Origin of the sequence: Oculatella sp. FACHB-28, from assembly GCF_014696015.1 — a bacterium.
Classification (GTDB): Bacteria; Cyanobacteriota; Cyanobacteriia; order Elainellales; family Elainellaceae; genus JAAUTN01.
This window is the reverse complement of the sequence record NZ_JACJPJ010000092.1, coordinates 1-19,432: the sequence shown is the minus strand read 5'-3', so window position 1 is coordinate 19,432 and position 19,432 is coordinate 1. Positions and strand designations below refer to the sequence as shown.

At 47.6% G+C, this 19,432-nt stretch carries 14 protein-coding genes and 2 pseudogenes; 5 read left to right on the top strand and 11 right to left on the bottom strand.

Going from position 1 to position 19,432, the window contains the following annotated elements; all coding sequences use genetic code 11:
- Positions 1-157 precede the first annotated feature (157 nt).
- The 8 genes from H6F88_RS24560 to H6F88_RS24525 form a co-directional block, all read right to left on the bottom strand.
- On the bottom strand, positions 158-2,626 hold the full coding sequence (locus H6F88_RS24560; protein WP_190645381.1) for an acyl-CoA dehydrogenase: 2,469 nt from the start codon (positions 2,624-2,626) through the stop codon (positions 158-160).
- Between the two features lie 10 nt (positions 2,627-2,636).
- Entirely contained in the window at positions 2,637-3,818 is a 1,182-nt protein-coding gene (locus H6F88_RS24555; RefSeq protein WP_190645379.1) for an acetyl-CoA C-acyltransferase, read from the bottom strand.
- A gap of 94 nt (positions 3,819-3,912) precedes the next feature.
- Positions 3,913-6,273 carry a 3-hydroxyacyl-CoA dehydrogenase/enoyl-CoA hydratase family protein gene (locus tag H6F88_RS24550; RefSeq protein WP_190645378.1) on the bottom strand — a complete coding sequence of 787 codons (2,361 nt, stop codon included), beginning with the start codon at positions 6,271-6,273 and terminating at the stop codon, positions 3,913-3,915.
- Between the two features lie 21 nt (positions 6,274-6,294).
- Positions 6,295-8,481, bottom strand: a complete 2,187-nt coding sequence (locus H6F88_RS24545) for an AMP-binding protein (protein WP_206756465.1) — start codon at positions 8,479-8,481, stop codon at positions 6,295-6,297.
- Positions 8,482-9,256: 775 nt separating this feature from the next.
- Positions 9,257-10,126, bottom strand: a complete 870-nt coding sequence (locus H6F88_RS24540; RefSeq protein ID WP_190645374.1) for an alpha/beta hydrolase — start codon at positions 10,124-10,126, stop codon at positions 9,257-9,259.
- A gap of 283 nt (positions 10,127-10,409) precedes the next feature.
- On the bottom strand, positions 10,410-10,679 hold the full coding sequence (locus tag H6F88_RS24535; RefSeq protein ID WP_190645521.1) for a hypothetical protein: 270 nt from the start codon (positions 10,677-10,679) through the stop codon (positions 10,410-10,412).
- 258 nt (positions 10,680-10,937) lie between these two features.
- A complete protein-coding gene (locus H6F88_RS24530) occupies positions 10,938-11,483 on the bottom strand; it encodes a pentapeptide repeat-containing protein (protein WP_190645373.1) in 546 nt (181 codons plus the stop codon).
- 183 nt (positions 11,484-11,666) lie between these two features.
- Positions 11,667-14,420 carry a TIR domain-containing protein gene (locus tag H6F88_RS24525; RefSeq protein ID WP_190645371.1) on the bottom strand — a complete coding sequence of 918 codons (2,754 nt, stop codon included), beginning with the start codon at positions 14,418-14,420 and terminating at the stop codon, positions 11,667-11,669.
- Between the two features lie 480 nt (positions 14,421-14,900).
- Here H6F88_RS24525 and H6F88_RS24520 point away from each other — a divergent pair, with 480 nt between their 5' ends.
- The 3 genes from H6F88_RS24520 to H6F88_RS24510 all read left to right on the top strand — a co-directional run bounded on the left by H6F88_RS24520 (position 14,901) and on the right by H6F88_RS24510 (position 15,896).
- Entirely contained in the window at positions 14,901-15,089 is a 189-nt protein-coding gene (locus H6F88_RS24520; RefSeq protein ID WP_190645370.1) for a hypothetical protein, read from the top strand.
- A gap of 403 nt (positions 15,090-15,492) precedes the next feature.
- On the top strand, positions 15,493-15,726 hold the full coding sequence (locus H6F88_RS24515; RefSeq protein ID WP_190645368.1) for a hypothetical protein: 234 nt from the start codon (positions 15,493-15,495) through the stop codon (positions 15,724-15,726).
- 29 nt (positions 15,727-15,755) lie between these two features.
- Positions 15,756-15,896: a hypothetical protein gene (locus tag H6F88_RS24510; protein ID WP_190645366.1), complete on the top strand. Its 141-nt coding sequence runs from the start codon at positions 15,756-15,758 to the stop codon at positions 15,894-15,896.
- A gap of 174 nt (positions 15,897-16,070) precedes the next feature.
- On the opposite strand, the gene H6F88_RS24505 is transcribed toward H6F88_RS24510, so the two are convergent.
- Both H6F88_RS24505 and H6F88_RS24500 read right to left on the bottom strand, forming a co-directional pair.
- Positions 16,071-16,271, bottom strand: coding sequence for a hypothetical protein (locus H6F88_RS24505; RefSeq protein WP_190645365.1), 201 nt, complete (start codon positions 16,269-16,271; stop codon positions 16,071-16,073).
- Between the two features lie 273 nt (positions 16,272-16,544).
- Positions 16,545-16,949: pseudogene (locus H6F88_RS24500) on the bottom strand (class I SAM-dependent methyltransferase); the annotation flags it as partial.
- A 441-nt stretch (positions 16,950-17,390) separates the two neighbouring features.
- On the opposite strand from H6F88_RS24500, the pseudogene H6F88_RS33595 reads away from it, so the two are divergent.
- Positions 17,391-17,838 (top strand): annotated as a pseudogene (locus H6F88_RS33595) (IS6 family transposase); the annotation flags it as partial.
- Positions 17,839-17,963: 125 nt separating this feature from the next.
- Here the strand turns inward: H6F88_RS33595 and H6F88_RS24485 are convergent.
- The gene (locus H6F88_RS24485; protein ID WP_190645360.1) at positions 17,964-18,662 is read right to left on the bottom strand and encodes a Crp/Fnr family transcriptional regulator; all 699 of its coding nucleotides are present in this window, start codon (positions 18,660-18,662) and stop codon (positions 17,964-17,966) included.
- 141 nt (positions 18,663-18,803) lie between these two features.
- Between H6F88_RS24485 and H6F88_RS24480 the strand changes: the two genes are divergently transcribed.
- Positions 18,804-19,268, top strand: a complete 465-nt coding sequence (locus H6F88_RS24480) for a globin family protein (protein ID WP_190645358.1) — start codon at positions 18,804-18,806, stop codon at positions 19,266-19,268.
- The last annotated feature ends 164 nt before the right edge of the window (positions 19,269-19,432 follow it).

The window sequence follows — 19,432 nt, the reverse complement described above, 5'->3', positions numbered from 1 at the left end:
ATCTCAAACTGCTACACCGTCACTGCCATGACCAGATACACGCAGCAGCGACAACACCTAAAACTGGTATTCCTGACAATGAGCCAAGTTGGAGAGGAGCCGGATGCACGGAAACGGGCAAGTCCGGTTTTGAAGCCAAGCAGATGGGGCGACCTACCTATAATGTTGTCTCAACCCGCGATTCCAGCTTGTCTTTTGGCGGCCACAGCGTTAATTGTCCGCCATGTTGATACTCCTCCAGCGTAAATGAGTCTACCTGGATCGCATCATTGCGAGCAGATTCGGCTTCTCGTAGAAGAGCTGCATCATCCTCGGTAATCACGCCAGCAGTCAGCGCTGCATCAATCAACTGTTGTGGCTTCATCTGTGGTAGTTTCCCATCACGACTCGCTGTCTTGATCGTCTTGAAGATAGCTTCAGCTTGAGACGAGAGACGGAACGCTTGTTCCAATCGTCCTAACGCTTCATTAGGATGGTCTGGGACATAAATCCCAGGTGTGAGGCGATCGCGTATTGCTCCAGGAATTTGAAGCTGCTGGGCAATATTGCTGCCAAGTTCATCTGAAGGTAGCGCACCAATTGAATTGAACCGCCACCACGCCAGCACAGGACCCCGGAAGAGAGGACCGAGAACAGGGATAGAAAAATTGGCAAAAATCCCCTCAAATCCCTGTTGAATTTGGGCAAAGGCATACTGCATAGCCCAACGAACAGCGGGTAAATCTTCGGGATTTTGTCCTTCTGCCTCAAACCGGCGCAAGGTTGCCATTCCTAAATACATCCAGGACAGGACATCAGCAAAGCGTCCTGTGAGTTTTTCTCGACGTTTTAACGTGCCACCGAAGCCGATGAGGGCAAGGTCGGTCATAAAGGCAAACGTTGTAGACGCCCACGCTAGCTTGCGATAGAACTGGGCAGTGAGTCCTGAAACCGGGGCAGGTGCAAGATAGCCGCGCGATACATTCAGTAATCCTGCTCGAAAACCGTTCCGTACAATCAAGGCGATGTGATGCCAGAGGGCATGATCAAAGGCGATCGCATCTTCCCGGTTTAAAGTTTGAACTTCTTGATAGATATAAGGATGACACCGGATTGCACCCTGTCCGAAGATCATCATCGTGCGGGTGAGAATATTGGACCCCTCAACCGTAATTGGGATAGGCGTGGCGATGTAGATACTGGCCAGCAGATTGCGTGGACCCCGACAAATCCCTGATCCGCCTAAAACATCCATGCCATCGTTGATCAGTTTGCGCGACAGTTCTGTGAACTGATATTTGGCGATCGCAGAGACAACAGATGGTTTTTCGCCCTTGTCTACGGCTCCACACGTGTAGATGCGAGCTGCATCCATCAGGTAAGTCAGTCCGCCAAGGCGGGCGAGCGGTTCTTCAACTCCTTCAAATCGCCCGATCGACAGCCCAAACTGTCGTCGCACCGTAGCATGAGCGCTGGTGACGCGCGTTACTAATTTGGCAATGCCGGTGCAGGTTGCCGGAAAGCTGATGCCTCGTCCGGCAGCTAGGGTTTGCATCAGCATCCTCCAACCTTGACCCGCCTGCTCTACTCCGCCAATAATTTGGTCGATCGGGACGATAACATCCCGTCCTTCAATAGGAGAGTTGTAGAACGGCACTCCCATCGGATCATGGCGTCGCCCCAGCACCACTCCAGGGGTATTCGCAGGAATGAGAGCACAGGTGATGCCTACATCTTCGCCTTTGCCGAGGAGATTGTCGGGGTCGCGCAGCTTAAATGCGAGTCCGATCAGAGTGGCGATCGTGCCTAGCGTAATGTAACGTTTACGGAAGGTTAGGCGGAGACACAGTTTGCCATGCTCATCCTGAAACACCACACCCTGCGAAGTAATACTGGCAGCATCTGATCCAGCCGTCGGCTCTGTCAGCGCAAAACAGGGAATTTCCTCACCTCGCGCTAACCGAGGGAGATAGTAATCCTTCTGCGCCTGTGTGCCATAGTTGAGCAGCAGTTTTGCCGGACCCAGCGAATTCGTTACACCAACCGTGGCCGTGTGAATAAACGATCGCGAGGCGAGCTTTACCATCACTGCGCTGTAAGCCAAGTTCGAGAATCCTAACCCACCGTACTCTTTTGGAATCATTAGCCCAAAGAACCGTTCTTCTTTGAGATAACTCCACACGGCGGGTGGCAAGTCTTTGCGACGTTGAATTTCCCAATCGGTTGCCATCCGGCACACTTGCTCTACAGGACCCTCTAAAAATGTCTGAATTTCAGGCGGCAGTTGAGGATATGGCTCACTTCTCATGCGCTTAAAATTAGGTGCGCCTGAAAAGAACTCACCATCTACCCAAACTGTTCCTGCTTCGATCGCCGCTCGTTCCGTTTCTGAAATGTTGGGCAGAAGTTTGAGAGACTGAATGCCTCCCATGATAGGTATGGTGATGAGCGTACGACGAAACCAGGGAACATTCAAAATGACGGCCACAACACCAAAAATGGACCATCCCCAAATAGGTGCGTTGATAACTAGAAGTGTGGCTGCAATGTACAACGACCACATCCACAGCGGTACACCGAGATAGCCAAATAGCAGCAGAAGAAAGATAAGGCTGGGAATGCTGAAGACTGGCTGAATGAACGGCATAGTATTCCCCCTAAACCATCAAATTCTCAAGTACCCCTGCAGCACCCATACCGCCACCAACGCACATGGTTACTAGACCATAGCGAACGCCGCGTCGTTTCATTTCGTGCAGCAAAGTGGCCGTGAGTTTTGCGCCTGTGCATCCCAAAGGATGTCCGAGGGCGATCGCACCCCCATTGACGTTGACAATCTCTTCATTCAAATCAAGCTTGCGGATAACAGCCAGACTTTGGGAGGCAAAGGCTTCATTGAGTTCAATCAAACCAATATCGTCCAGCTTCAAACCGACCTGGTGCAGCACTTTTGGAATGGCGGCCACGGGGCCAATTCCCATGATTTCAGACGGCACTCCTGCAACCGCAAAACCGAGCAATCGTCCCATTGGCTGCACCTCCAGTTCATCGACCAGGCGTTTGCTTATTAATACCGCCGCCGCCGCTCCATCCGACATTTGAGAGGAGTTTCCAGCCGTCACGCTGCCGTGAATGCGAAACACGGGGGGTAGCTTAGCCAGGGCTTCTAGGCTGGTGTCGAGACGCGGTCCCTCATCCACCTTAAACACAGTGTCGAACGCATGGGGGCTACTGTCCACATACAGCGTTTCATGTACGGGGAGAGGTACCACTTCTTCTTCAAAGCGACCGGATTGAATGGCGTTGATCGCCCGATGGTGCGATCGCAATGCAAAGGCATCCTGGTCTTCCCGGGAAACCTGGTATTGCTGTGCCACATTCTCTGCTGTAATGCCCATCGTGGAATAGGCTTGAGGTGCTTCTGCAATCAAGTCTGGGTTGGGCGCAAACGCATTTCCCCCCATCGGAATCAAGCTCATCGATTCTGCGCCTCCAGCGACGATCGCTTCAGCTTGCCCCAGCGTAATCGCTTGGGCTGCCATCGCGATCGTTTGTAAGCCAGATGCACAAAACCGGTTGACGGTGCAGCCTGCTGCTGAGTCAGGTAATCCTGCCCGTTGAGCAATGACGCGCCCTAAATTAAATCCCTGTTCCGCTTCTGGGAATGCACAGCCAAAAATAAGGTCGTCGATCTGATCGGGTTCTAATCCTTTAACTCGATGGATGGCTTCTTTAACGGCGATCGCACCCATATCATCGGGACGCATGTTGTGTAGCGTGCCTCGCGGTGCTTTTCCTACCGCCGTCCGAACGTTGCTCACGATGTATGCTTCTTTCATAGCTTTTGTATGTGAAATTGAAAGTTGTTATTAAAGTGAGGAGTGAGGAGAGTTTTGAGTTGAGAATTGAGAAAACTTCCCTCTCTCCCCTCGCTTAGTTCCGCAATGGTTTCTTGGTCTTGAGCATATGCACGATGCGCTCTTGCGTTTTAGGCTGGCTCAGGAGTGGGAGAAATGTTTCCCGTTCCAGTTGCAGCAGGTAGTTTTCGTGGACCAGAGCAGGGGCGGAGAGTTCTCCTCCGGTCATGACGTAGGCTAGCCGCCCTGCGAGGTAGCGATCGTATTCACTGGCAAACCCTCCTTGCTGGAAGACATAGGCCGCGTGTTCCAGTGCGGCTCTGGCGGGTTGACCCAGCACCATAATACTGTTTTGTTCTGGAGGGGGAGTATAGCCGATCTGGCTGAGGTGCAGCGCTTCTGCTTTGGCAACGGACAGGCGGCGATCGCCATTCATCACAATGCGAGCGGTTAGCGGCAGAAAACCAATCTCTTGGGCTTCAGCCGCACTGCTTGAAACTTTTGCCATGGCGATCGTTTCAAATGCCGCCCGGAGGAAGGGCTGAATATGGCTAGGGGATTCTGAAGCGGCTCGTTCAGTCACTCGCGCCACTGTTCGCATAATGCCGCCTGCCCCCGGAATTAGACCCACACCTAACTCCACCAGTCCAATGTAGGTTTCTGCGGCAGCAACCACGTGTGGGCAAGCCATGACTAATTCACATCCTCCACCCAAGACACGTCCCTGAATGGCAGCAACGATGGGTTTGGACGCATAGCGAATGCGCTGGAGGATGGTCTGAAATTGCACAATCAAGTTGTCAAGGGCATCAAAGTTACCAGACTGAGCCAGCATCCCCATTTCAGCCAGATTCGCTCCTCCAGAAAAGTGGGGGCTATCGTTCCCAATGACCAAGCCTTTGAAGTCATCGCGGGTTTCTAAAAGCTTGAGGACCTCATCTAAGCCGTCAACCACCTTCAAACTCAGCGTATTGCCCTTTGAACGAAACTCATACAGCACAATCCCATCGCCTAAGTCCAATAGAGCCGCTTCTGGGTTATGCCAGAGAGTCCGCTGTGGGTCAGCTTTCACAGTCTCTAGCTTCATTTCATCCGCCGGAATTTCTAGGGGAATGTAATGCAGCTCGTTGCTCCGCCCCAGCTCATAGACGTATTGGTCATTCCAGTAAAAACTGCTGGCACTGTTGCGATGCATTATTTCTATCCATTCAGGGATGAGAATATCGACAGCTCTCATGGCGGTCAATACGGTTTCAAAGCCCAAAACATCCCAAATTTCAAAGGGACCTAACTCCCACCCAAAGCCCCATCGCATCGCCCGATCGATGTCAGCCGGACTATCAGCAATTTCGGGAATGCGGCGAGCGCTGTAGCCCAAAATCTTCAGCATGGTTTGGCGGAAGAAAGCTCCAGCCCGATCGCGATCTTGATATAACGCTCGGAGGCGATCGCCCAAATCCGGTAGCTTGTTAAGAGCTTCAACATTGCCTAGATTCAGCGGTTTAGCTGATTCATAAGTTAGCGTTACAGGATTGAGAGAAAGAATTTCGCCACCTTGTTTCTTGTAAAATCCTTGTCCTGTTTTCGCTCCCAGTGTTCCAGTCGAGACCAGTTTACGCATGATCTCAGGAACGCGAAACACATCTCGACTTTCATCATTAGGAATAGCCGGATAAAGATTTTCTGTCACATACAGCAGCGTATCCAATCCCACTAAATCAGCAGTTCGAAATGTTGCAGACTTAGGGCGGCCCACTAGCGTTCCGGTGAGAGTATCAATCTCTTCAATGGAGTAGCCCTGCTCTGTCCAGGCTTTCAGTCCTAACATTGTGGCATACATACCAATGCGATTTGCGATGAAGTTGGGGGTGTCTTTTGCAAACACAACCCCTTTGCCTAAATACACTTGTCCAAACCACTGCATGCGCTTCAGAACCTGTGGATCGGTATCTGCCGTTGGAATCACTTCCAATAGTTTGAGATAGCGCGGCGGGTTAAAGAAGTGCGTTCCTAAAAACCGCTTCCGAAATGACTCTGATTGATGTTGAGCGATCGCATGAATTGGTAATCCGCTGGTGTTTGTCGAGACGATCGCATCCTCACGAATAACGCTTTCCAAGCGCTGCATTAACTGCTGCTTGATGTTCAAATTTTCAACGACCGCTTCAATCACCCAATCTACCTGAGCCAGTCGATCAAAATGGTCGTCAAAGTTGCCGAGAATGATCCGACGAGCTGTTTTTTCGGTGAAAAAGATGGGTGGAGATTGTTTTCGCGCTTTCTTAAAAGCGGCTTCGACCAAATCATTTTTGTTGCCGGTCTTGGCGGGTAGATCGAGGAGGTGTACGGTCAAACCTGCATTGGCGAGATGGGCTGCAATTTGAGTTCCCATAACGCCCGCACCCAGAACGGCGGCTGTTTGAAATGGTTTAAACATTGCTTTGAAACCCTTCTATAGTTAGGTGGTGAGTCGTGGGTTGAGAGACTGAGCAACGGCTGGACAAGACGCATCGGGGATAGGAGAACAGGCGGATACCAGGGCAGAATTGGAGGCATCGCTATGGCGTCCCCGTTCTGTATCGCCTCTGCGAACTTCCCCTTCTCGATACAGGTGATCAATTTCGGCAGCGAACACTTCAGCAACTTTGGCACGATTGATGCGTCCATCTGCCATGAGCAGTCCATTCTCAACAGTGAACGCAGCATTTAATAATTGGAATCGTTTGACCGTTGCCCAGTATGGCAAATGGCAATTAGCGCCATCCACAAGAGATTGATATAAAGCAATAGTGCAGAGATGTTTCAGCAATTCCTGATTGGATAAATCAAATCCAACAATTTGGGCATGATGGTGCAATGCTTCCAGGTTTGGGGCGATCAACATCGTACAGAACTTGCGTTCAGAGCCAACGGCGATCGCTTGAGCCACTAACGGCGATTGTTTCAACCGCTGTTCAATGGGTTGAGGCACAATATACTTGCCCGTTGACAGCTTGAAGAGTGATTTTTTCAAACCCGTGATTTTCAAGAAACCTTCGTTCGTAAACGTACCTAAATCTCCCGTGTGCAGCCAACCCTGTTCATCAATCAGGGCTCGTGTGGCTTCGGGATTCTTGTAATACCCTGGTGTCACATAAGGACTGCGGGTTAGCACTTCTCCATCAGGAGCGATCGCAACCTCAACTCCTGCGATCGGCTTACCGACGGTCCCTGCTCGGTTAAGAGACATGCGATTGAAACACACAACAGCACTTGCCTGAGTTAACCCATAGCCGTGCAGAACAGGTAGACCTGCTGCTGCATACAAATTAGCTAACTCAGCTTTTAATACAGCCCCTCCACTGATCAAATAGTGAAGACGACCCCCAAACAGCGATCGCCATTTTGAAAACACAAACCAGTCAGCTAGCTGCAACAGCAATGCATACAATCCTTTAGCCCGTCCCAGTTCATATCGCTTAGCAAGGTTTAATGCCCAGTTAAAGATGAGTTGAGCTGTTCTAACTTGCAACGCCTGTAACCAAGACAACCAAATACGCTGCAGTCGACTCAAAGACCTTGAGAAAGGGAAACGAGTTGATTCAGAGAAATACGCCAGAATCGTTTCTATATCGTCTCTTGGGTCCTTAATTTCCAGTCTCTTGATAACGCCGTCCCGATGTCCGCCTATCTCAAGAACCTTACTGTAAATCTTCTCTAGAAAAAGAGGCACCGTCACTAGAATCGTAGGTTGAACCTCCTTGAGATGTTTCATTACCCGAGTAGGGTTGGAGAAATAGATGCTGTGCCCATAGTTGATGTTTCCATAGAGCAGCGTTCGAGCAAGAACGTGATTTAAGGGCAAAAATGTCAGCACCGTCTCTGTGTTACCCCTTCCTAAGTCCGGAAGGCTCGCAAATGAGGCTAACGCGTTGGCTGAAAGGTTTTCATGGGTTAGCATGACGCCCTGCATTTGCCCCATTTCGTCGGGAATGTAGATGATGGTTGCAAGCGTGTTAGGAGTCAGCGTGCTGTGAAGTTGATGCAGTCGATCGCTTGAATATTGAGCTTGCCCATTGCATTGAATCTCGTTTAACGAAAAGAGTTGAACGCATTGTGGAAACGGAGAATGAGGTTGGTCTGCATGAGCAGGATGTAAAAACATCGGAATCCGAAGACAAGCCGACTCAGAAATCGCGTCAGGGTTGAACTCATCTGGATGAACGGGCTCTCCCGATCGCACCCACTGCGATCGCATTTGCTGCCAGTCCGAAGGAACATTGGCAACAATAATGTATTGCAGGTCAGGAGTTTCCCAGAGGTGCGGCACAATTTGTGCCAACAGCTCTAGGTTGGGGATGATGAGTGCTTTAGCGGCACTATGTCGCAACACAAAGATGATGTGTTCGAGCGTTTGTGTTAGATCAATCGGTACATCCGTTAAATTTGCTAGAAGACACCCCAGGTCTGCAATGCAGAAGTTCAGATCGCTGTGCATTAACAGGGCAACGCGATCGCCTTGCTCTAAACTCAAATTGATGAGTCCCAATGCCAAGGCTTCGACCGTTGCCTTGAAGTCCTGATTTGAGAGTGGTTGCCAACCTGTATCAGTCCATTGATTGAATGCTTGAGCATTCGGGGCGCGATCGCAAGCCTCATCTAACAATGAAGGTAACGTCCGCCCCAGAAATACATTGCCAGAATCTAAGGAAGTTTGATATATCTTTTTATCAGTGCATAACATCTTCTTTAGAAGAGCAGAATCCTCTTCTCCTTATAAACAACTATTTCTAAACCCTCTAAAGCAAATCATTGAATGAAAAATTATGGAGTGAAAGAGAAGCCTACGCATTGAATTGTTGTCAATCCAATGCGTCTAACCTCCCCTAAGGTGCTATTAAGAAATGAGGCAATTATGTAGCGTTGAACATTTGCAATTCAATGGTGCTTTAAAGAAGTAAGATGCAAGACCCCGCAGAAATTTAGATGTTGACTTCTGACAACCGAGCCTTAATCAGTCCCCAGTATCTCCTTTCAGTTTGGTAGCAATTAGAAACAATTTCATATGCTTTGAGACTTCGGCTCTATCATGCCTAAACGCCTCTAGCTCTAGTAGTTTCAGTGTAGCTGGTTAGTATTGAACTAGTTGATTTTTTATATATTTCTTGAGGAAGTTGAGGGTAAAACATTACGTTTTGCGGCGATCGCTAAGGAAATCTCTCTTTAGTAATACTCGTCAAGATAGAGCTTTCGGCATAGATAGTTGATGATTGTTATTACTTACTCTGTACGCTATAAAAATCGGCATTTCTTTATCTTGGGATGATGCACGGCTATCCATTCCAAAGTAGGGGCGTTTTGCGAAACACCCCTACTAAAATGCCCCTACAATTCATACCGTAGACCAGTAACGCCGTTACTTAAGATCTAAGATAAATCCTTTAGGATGCATACAGTTCTGACGACCCGTAAGCCACTGTTGGGTCTAAATGTTTCCCCAGCCAATGTTCTAGGTCTGTCAGAACTTGATAATCCACATCACTGTAGAGGTCATGGCAACAGCCCGCATACTCGTGATATTCCTTATCGGAGAACATCACCCGTCGGAAGAAGTCGCGGCTAGCCTCGGGGAGCGTTACCGCGTCTGTACTGCAATGCAGAAGCAATAAAGGAATTTGCAGATTGGACGTGTGTTTATAAATCCAGTCTACAGTTGCAAAAAACTCTGTTGCTAATCGAGCACTGCCATACTCATGGCGCAGTGTATCTTGGAGATAGACTGCGCAGAGTTCTGGATCTCGTTCGCAAAAGTCATTTGGGATGCCCAACTTTAGGCTAAACCGTGGCCAAACTCCCGAAAGCAATAGACCTAATCCTAGCTTCACTGGAGAAATGCCAACTCTGCCAAGAGCAGGTGCTGTAACTATGAGTCCTTGAAGTCGTTCTGGCGATCGCAGCACATAGTCGAGGACGATCGTGCCCCCCAAGCTATGTCCCCACAGAAAATAGGGTCCTCCTAGTCGTTTCTCGTGAATCTGCTGCAAGAATAGGCGTAAGTCCTCACGAAACTCGGACCAGGAGTTGATATATCCTCGCTGCCCAGGGGAGCGTCCATGACCGCGTAGGTCAAAGGCATACACTTCAAAGTTTTGGGTAGTGAGAGTTTCTACAGCAGGATTAAACAAGCCGCTGTACCCTCCCAAACCATGAACCAGGGCAACAGTTCCCTGAATCGTTTCCCTTGGATGCCAACTTTGATAATAAAGGTCTAGCCCTCCAAAGCCTTTGAACGTTCCTTCAATGTGTTGCATTATTATGTCTCCTCAAATGCGTTTGCTGCTGTGGGTTCAAACGCTACTAAGGACTAACATAGACAGACTAAGTTAAAGGGATGAAGCGAAAAAATTGCTGCATTCCTATCAGTCGCTAGTAGCCTGAACTCACCGCTACTAACTTGAGGAGATTACTGAGTATGAAATTGGGGTAATTAGAAGTCGTACATCATACCTAGCATTATATCTAACCCTTATGAAACGGCAATTGCTAACGTTCTCCACCGTAGGGAAGAAATATTCTGCTCAGCAGATCTTCCGGTTATGTCGCTTGAGCTACCGAGATTTGGAGGAGATGATGCAAGAATGGGGAGTGCGTCGCAGAACCATCCGAACTTGCACTGGCTAAATACTCACCGCTGGAACTGAAACCCAGGTCCCAAATTGCGTCGTCATGTCCATCAAAGGTTGCTAAACATTCCCCAGTTGCACAGCTCCACAATTTGATTTGGCGATCGCTACTGCCTGTCGCCAGATGATGGGTTTGCGGATGAAATGCCACACCTCGCACGACTCCCAAATGGTTTAGCACTCTAAGCAGCAGCTGCGTATGTATGTTCCAGAGTTGAGCCTTACCAGTTTCATGACCGCTGACCAGCCATTGTCCATGGGCACTGAGTGCTAAACGCTAGATCGGACTATCCGTCTGCCATTCCTGTAGACATTGCCCAGTTACCACATTCCATTGCGCGATCCGTTGAGCAAAACCTCCCGTGAATAAGGTCTGGAAATCTGTGGCAAAGACAACTGCGATTACCCAGCCCTGATGGGCAGACCAGGAATTGGTCCACTACCCCGCTTTGAGATCGTAGAGAAATACTGCCCCGTTTAAGCCTGCCATTGCCAACAAATCATCATTGGGACTGATTGAGATTCTGAAAATATCAGAAATCGATTCAGTAAATCGGGTGTGCTTCAAGTGGGTATTCGATAAATCGACCTGATGCAGCGGCGTATCGGCTAAATCTACTTGTCGTAGCGTCAAGCCTGATAGATCGACTCCTGTTAAATCTGCTTTCAGATGATTGAGGAGGTTTAATAGATTGTCTGCTGCATAGCAATTGGATGACGCAGTCTGTTGCTGGCATTGGCGGAGCAGTTGCCGCAGATGGTGAACGATTGCTTTGCAGTCTCCCAAAGGGGTAATCGCATCATGGCTTAAAAAATGTACCATCAGTCGAGCAATCAACGGTTCTAGAATTAACTGTTTCTGACTGTCGCGAACATAATCTACCGCTTCTGCTTTCAATAACGCATGAGTCTTTAAGTCCCACAATGTTTGCGCTTCGATTTCATGGGCTGCGATAGTCAGAAGTTTTTCAGTGACGTATTCCATGACAACGGGCTGCTGGGTAAAGCGAGTTCTCTGCTGTTCAATTAAGCATCGAAATCTTAAAGATTCCAAACTTTCCAGCAATTGATCTTTGGAAATAACAGGGACGATATCAGCCTGTAATCCAGCAATTTCAAAAAATTAGGACACTTGCCCTCAATTCTGTCATGGATTCATCACGTTTACTTAGCCTTCAACATTTCTAGGTTTGCTCATAATCTGATCACAGAGCAGGCGATCGCTCTCTTCGACATTAGGGTTGGTCTGCAAGTAATCTTGCACCCAATTACTCCCTCGGATCACCAACTCATCAAAATCCAGTATTTCGGCGTTCCAAAGTTTGACTGTATTGTCCATACTGGCAGACACAATCGCCTCACCATCCGGGCTGAAACACACTGCAGAAACGCTATTTCCATGCCCTTTTAAGGTTTTGAGTTCTTGACCCTCTAGATTCCAGAGCTTGATGGTTTTGTCTACACTAGCAGATGCAAGATATTGCCCGCAGGGGCTGAAACTCAATCCTTGAATTCTTCCTTGGTGTCCAGTCAATGTTTTCAGTTCTTCACCTGATATGCTCCAAAGTTTGATAGTTTTGTCATCACTTGCTGTCGCAATGATTTGACCATCAGGACTGAAGCAGAGCCGCCTCACCGTGTCTTTGTGTCCGCTCAAGGTGTTCAGATTTTCCCCATCTAAGTTCCATAGCGTTACGTTGGCGATCGCATCAGCCGCTGCGATGATTTGACTGTCAGGACTGAAGCGCGCGTCCAAACGAGCACCATCAATGGTTTTTAGTAACTGTCCCTTCAAGTTCCACAACCGAATTGTGCCATCTTCCCACCCTACCGAGAGCAGCGACTGCCCATCAGGACTGAAACTAACGCTGTAAACTCCCCGGTTATGCCCAATGAATTGCTGAAGTTCGTCTCCATCTAGATTCCAAAGCCTCACTGTCGCTGTATCGTTGTTACTGGCAGTCGCAAATGTTTGACCATCAGGGCTAAAACCGATGTCATTAATGCAGTTTTGATGTCCTTGAAACAATTTAAGCAACTGTCCTTGCCGATTCCAGATCGCAATGATGCCATCGTGACTACCTGCCACAACCCACTGCCCATCAGGGCTAACACCAATACTGAGAAACCCATGCGATTTATTACTTGTTAACGTTAATAACGTTTGATCAGATAAGTTCCAAAGCCGAACCGTACCATCAACACTGCCCGAGGCAATAAGATTGTTTGTTGGACTAAAGCTGATGCTGCACAATTTACTAGTATGTCCTTTGAGAACGCCCAACTCATGCCCTTCGGAACTCCAAAGTTTAACCAATCCATCTTGTGTAGCCGCCGCGATTGAAGTTCCATCAGGACTAAACCGAACATCTAAAACGGCTTCACAGCTACCCTGGTTTCCCATGCAATCGGCATCCAGGCTCTGAAGTTCTTGACCATTCAAGCTCCAGAGTTTAATTTTACGATCCCAACCGCTGGAGGCAATGACAGTACCAGTGGCATCAAAGCAAACTGCCATTACTGGTGCAATATGCCCGTCGAGCGTTTGTAATTCCTGTCCTGCAATTGTCCACAACCTGACAATGCCATTTCCTCCTCCTCTCGCATTGCTGCCGCCTGCTGCTGCAATGATAGTTCCGTCTGGGCTAATATCAGTGCTGGTTACATAGCCTGCGGTGGGCAAGGTAAGTATTTCCTCCCCCTCAACCGTCCATCCCCTAACTGCACCATCGTTGCTCCCAGCAATTAACAGAGCACCATCCGGAGTGAATTGAATATCCCCAATACCAGTCGGGTCGTGATAGTGTCTAAGACGCTGCCCCTCTAAACTCCATAGATAAATTTTCCCACTGGCATCACCCGATGCGATCGCCTGACCATCAGGGCTAAAGCAAACACTCATGATATAACTTTCATGTCTTGCCAAGGTTCTGATTTGCTGTCCTTTTGGGCTCCACAAAATGATGTCGCCTTTTACTTGTGCATTGACGACTGCATTAACAGCGGCAGCAATGAGAGTTCCGTCTGGGCTGAAACAAACTTGTTTGACAAATACAGGGTCATCACCTATTTCTAGGCGATTGCGTTCTTTTACCCCATAAACTGCTTGTTGCAGCGCTAACCTGACCTGCTTTTGCAAATTAGCTTCTGTCCACGTTGCCAACTTTAAGCGTCGAACTGCTCGCAATGCTTCCAGCAATGCTTCAAATTCTTGGTTTGAGATAAACAACGCCTCTGAAGATTTGCATAATGCCTTGACTTCATTCCTCTCAGCTTCAATTCGGCGTTGCTCAGCCTGCTCATAAAGTGATTGCAGGCGTTCGATCTCCTGCCGTTGCCACTGCTCACTGGCAATCACATAGTGATTTTGCAGTTCTGTGGGTCGAGGTTGTTTGTCTTTGCTGTGGGCAAGCCATTGTTCGATGTCTGCCAATCCGTTGCCTCGCAACAAGAAACTATTATCTCGGCTACTCTTTTCCCATTCGATCGCCTTAATCAACAGTTTGGTGTGTTGTCGCACATGCTCAAGATCAGTGTCGAGCGCCTCCAAAAGTTGATGAAATGCACGATCAAAATCATCCGTTTCTCGAAAGAAGAGCCAGTTACGTTTTTGCAACGCTGGATGAACTTGACTCAAATCAAACTCATTACGCCGCACAATTGGAAATAATCGCTTGTGATGCAAAACGGCATGATCAATTTCTTGATTGCAAACCGCAGAAGCAACTGAATCAGAGCTGATGATAAACACAAACGTATCAGCAGACTCAATGCCAGTCTGAATCTCCTGCCACCAGTCTGCCGTCAGGGGAATATTGCTCCAGTCAACCCAGGTGCTGCGATTGCGTGCTTCCAATGCTGCATAGAGGGCTTTCACAAAGTCGGTGTCTTTGCGGGAATAGGAAATAAAAACATCGCTCATAGGGGGTTACATAACGAGGATAGTTGTTAATTCAATCCTTGCACTTCATCTTCGGAAGAAATCGTAAATCTTTCAGAATTTGTACAGTGACTTTTTATTTATCGTGATGGCGAGTTAGTGACAACACGGATGTGAAGCTTATTTCTGTTGAGGCTTATCTTTAAGGATGGGCAGGAAGTAAATGAACTAGTACCAAGCTCAGTGATTGAAGGCGTGCAGTGAATAGGCTAGCTTGATAATACGAATCTGTCCTAATGTCATCTAGTTGGGCACTGTACAAAAACTCAATCCTCTTCACTCACAAACCTAAAAATCCAACACGTGCGATCGCACAGACATTTAACGCCCACAAAGGTAAATTCGCTGATGTAAGCGCTAATGCGTCTTTGTAATCACCCAGACTGACTCTGCCCCATTGCGACCAACCCTAACAAACGACAATATTATTAGAAGCAACTGATTTTAGAGTGAACAAACTAGATGGCAGGTAAAGTTGAAGGGAAAGGTCAGGCCAAAGTTTTAACTCCTGCCGAAGTGGAGCAAGTTTTAACCTATGCTCGCGAACCCTACAGAACGGCGATCGCCATCGCTGCTTACACTGGCTGTCGGATGGGGGAGGCGATCGCCCCAAAGGGAAACTGCCAAGTAAGGCGAAAACTGCTGCGATGATCATGGGCGATCGCTCGTGGCAAGGAATTGAAGTGCCTGGAGCGAGAGATTGAGGTACTACGGCAGAAGGTTGAGAGAATTGAGCGGTTGAGCAAGTGCACAAAGGCGTTTTTAGGATGTTAGACCACGGTTCACCAACAATGTCAGTTGCGACTCAGTCCCCTTAACCGAGTCCATAACTTTCCCTAACTTCTAGCCATCGCCACCGGCAAGACCACCGCCTACAGTAAAAGAGTGATGAGAAACAGCTGAGAGAAACAAAGCAAAACACGGTTCCGGATTTGCTCTAATTGCATCGGTTGACAGTGACCCTTCAATCACCCTAAGTAGACATCAGTTGTCACTCTCGGAGTTCTCTTGAACTGTCCATATAACGGTAATTAATTTAGAGGAGGCAATCATCATGAAAGTCGAACATCTCTCTACTGAGGAACTTTCACCCGAAGAAATTAAACAATTAGAAGAGCTGAGGAGGACGATTGAAGCGGCGATTTCAGATGATTGGCTCTCTCATGATGAATTGGAACATATCAAAACCATTGCTTTTGCACACAAAAAGATAGTTCCAGAAGCATTGCAACTGTACTCGAAACTTGTAGGTAAAATCAATCGGGGCGAGTTGGAATATGAGTGGTAATCGTACTTCTGTATAGTTCTTGCCGGAGAATGCTGAGGGTTAAGCTGGAAGGCGATCGCGGTTGGTTTGTTATCCTTTGTATCAACGATTGTGTTAAGCATCGCATAGGCATCTGCTACATCCGCACAGGCACCACCTACACTAAAGCCAACGACACCACCCCAATTTGAACGTTCAGGGGTTGAACATTTAGGAAACATTGAAGTGGCTCCGATTAAACTGGGGTGTTTGAAGCGTAGCTGTCATAGAATGCCATTAGGCTGAAACCCTTCTTCATTGTTTAACATAATTGCGTTGTTTCAGGTCCCGGATTTGCTCTAATTGCATCTGGTGACAGCGACCCTTCAATCACCCCTATTAAAACCTTTGCTCGCCCCTAACCAACCAAACAGTGAACCGCGCTTAGGAATCGTCGCTTGCAGATAGGCTGGCGTTAGGTTAAACAGAATATCCGTAAAGCTCCCGGACTGGTTAGCAGGCTTTGTTGCCGCGAGAGTAGAGAGAAATAAAGCCCGACCTAACGAACGGTGAGATTTTGTGTTCATCGAATCACTTCCATTGATTGAGCATAGAACTGAGAGCAAAATTTTTTCAGTGGAGTTAGTTAAGGGACTTCTCCATCGCATAATTAATGAATGTTTCACCCCGTCGAGTAACTTCCTGCTCTTTAACAACTGAAAATCCTGAGTTCTACCGCTCCCGTTTCAAACTCGACCTCTAGCGTTTCTCCAACTGCGAGTGTTTTCCACTACTCTGTATCGACTTGCAGGCGCGATCGCCCAAGCATAAAGAATTTGTGCAAGAACTTACCAATCTCTCCCTGGAATTGTGGCGTGATAGATGCGATCGAAAAGTTGAGTTAGTACTGGGTCAGTATTATCTTTATCAAACAAGTAATTCAAACATTTCCCAATTGAAATCACCGCATTACAAGACGGAATATCGACTTTAAACAACGATTCAACTCGAAACTGAGCATCTGGAACTCTGGCTTGAGTAAGTGCAATCATCGACTCAGAGATATCAACTTCAAGCACCTGATAATGAGCTTTCGTAAGTTCTAACGCCGATCGCCCACTACCGCAGCCCAAGTCAACTCCTAAACCTTCTCGAATATTGTTTTGAGTCAGGATATCGAGAATACCTGGAGCAGATTTGAGCGCGTAATCACTGTGACCCGCATCGTGAATATAAGCAAGGTCTTCTTTGTACCAATCTTTCATATCTTTTCACCCGATGCGGAACAAGTTGTAATGGTTGTTTTGCTTATAGAGTGACCAGCCGTTTTCAGGATATTCAGCCAAATTCTCCAGATAGTCTTGCTCTGCCTAAGCAAGACGGTTCGCTTGCAGCAGTACTGGCTTTAAAGTTTGGCGCACCATTCAGAAAGTGGCGTTGCACATTTGACGAATGATTTTCGTAGGGGCAAGGCATTGCCGTGTCCTTACAGTGGGCAATTCGCATACTAGGAATTTCCGCATCATTCTCAATTTGTGCAATGCCCAGAAAGTTAGTGCAGTAGATGGTCAGGCTAGATTATGTTGGGGCAATAGTAGCAACAACCGTCACCAGAACTTCAATCTATTTTCCAAGCAGGAAGCGAGATACTGCCTCCGTATACAATTCGGGTGCTGTGGTCATTGCTTCGTGTCTCTGACCCAGTAATGTCTACTTCTTCTCCCTTCAAATGGCGACACTTTCTGCCTGAAATCATCCTGCTCAACGTTCGCTGGTACCGCCGTCACGCTTTGAGCCACCGCAATTTAGAGGAGATGATGCAAGAGCGAGGTGTGAACGTAGACCACTCAACGATCAACCGATGGGTATTGAAGTATGCCTCCGATTTGGACAAGCGAGTTCGACCCCGTTTGCAGCCAACGAATGATTCCTGAAAGGGATGAGACGTACATTCAAATCAAAGGGGAGTGGAAATATCTGTATCGCGCCGTCGATTCATAGGGCTATACTTTGGACTTTATGCTGAGTGCAAAGTGAGATGGCAAAGTAGTAGCACACTTCTTCCGTAAAGTGTTGAAAGCCAATCATGTCACTCAACCACGTGTCGTCAATGTGGACAAAAATGCAGCTTATCCGGTCGCCCTTGAAAGGCTCTAATACGATTTTTTTGCAGCCAAAGTTTTGCTAGCTAAAGGAGTTTGATCGAAGCGTTATCCCTGCTTGTTCCACTTACAGCAGTTCTCAAAATTTGACGCGCTGTGATTTATCGACCTGGATGTTCACGCAGTGTGCCCGTTCGCGATCGCATCTAGTTTTGCCTGATCTAATACTAAAATCTTCCCGCCCCGACGGTAAGTAACAACTGTCTGAATTTGCTTGAACAGTCGGACACATTCTTCATAAGTGATCCCGATGCTGCGAGCAATCTGGTAGTAGGGCAAGCGCGATCGCAACTGTAATCCCTGATCTATTACATCTGTTCCTTCAGCGATCGCCGCCGCTTGAATAAATTGTGCTAACCGCACGATCGCCCGCTCTGAAACCAGCCCATGTACGACTTGATGGAGATGTTGGAGACGCTCTGTTAGAACTGCAATAATTTGCAGTGCTACTTCTGGAGAGTTCTGAATTATTTCTAGTAAAGTAGTGCGTTCAACCGTGAGAATCTGGCAGTCCTGTTCAGCCACTACCGTTGCGGGGGCTACACCATCGCCAAATAGTGCAGGTGCAGCAAAGAGTTCTCCAGCGGGTAATGTTCGCAAAATTGTTTCTTTACCTGTAGAAGCCGTTTTCTTGATTTCAATTCTGCCACTGAGAACCACGAAAAGTTGAGCAGGTAAGCGATCGCCTTCATGCAGAATGATTTCTCCTTGCAAATAGTGCTTAACTGCCGCACGATCTTGTAGGTGAGCAAGCTGATCGAGATCGAGTTTAGAAAGCAGTGGAATTTGCTGGAGTTGGTCTATCGTCACTTGCATCGTTGAACTCCTCGATCAAGCAGGCTTGATTTCTCCTTCAATTTAATGTTTTCCCTGCGTTTAGTCATTTTATGAGGTAGCTCATAGATAGATTCATCAGAATTCGGCAAACTACGAACAGTAAACAAGAGGAACTGCTGCATGGCTTTGAATATTGAATTGTTAGAGTCTAGTTTTTCACGGATTAAAGCACAGGAAGCTAACTTCATGAATTACTTTTACTCAACTTTGTTTACAGACTATCCACAGGTCAAGCCATTGTTTGTTAACACCTCCATGAAAAAGCAAGCAAAGCAGCTATTCAAATCACTCGTCTTTGTTGTAGAAAATCTTCACTGCCCCGATGTATTGACTAAATCACTTAAGGCTTTAGGAACTCGCCATATTCAGTATGGTGTTCAGCCTGAACATTATCCCATGGTGGGCAGTACACTTTTAAAGGCATTTGCGATTTGCTTAGATAGTGCTTGGACACCGAATACCGAGCAGGCATGGAGCGAGGCGTACGCAGTCATCACTGAACTCATGTTGAGCGGTGCAGAGTATCCAATCGAAATTCTAACTCTCCAACAAAATGATCGAACAGTTCTAAGTGATTTGAACTGATTCTTGCTTGCAGCCTAGTCTATGAGCTATTAACCCGGCAACTTAAGAGGGTGCAGCGGGAAGGGGCAATTCGTAGAATTGAAGTATGAATAAACCTGATGCCCGCTTACTTAATCCCACGACTCAAGATTATCTGCGACAACAAGCGATTCGGTTACGTCAGC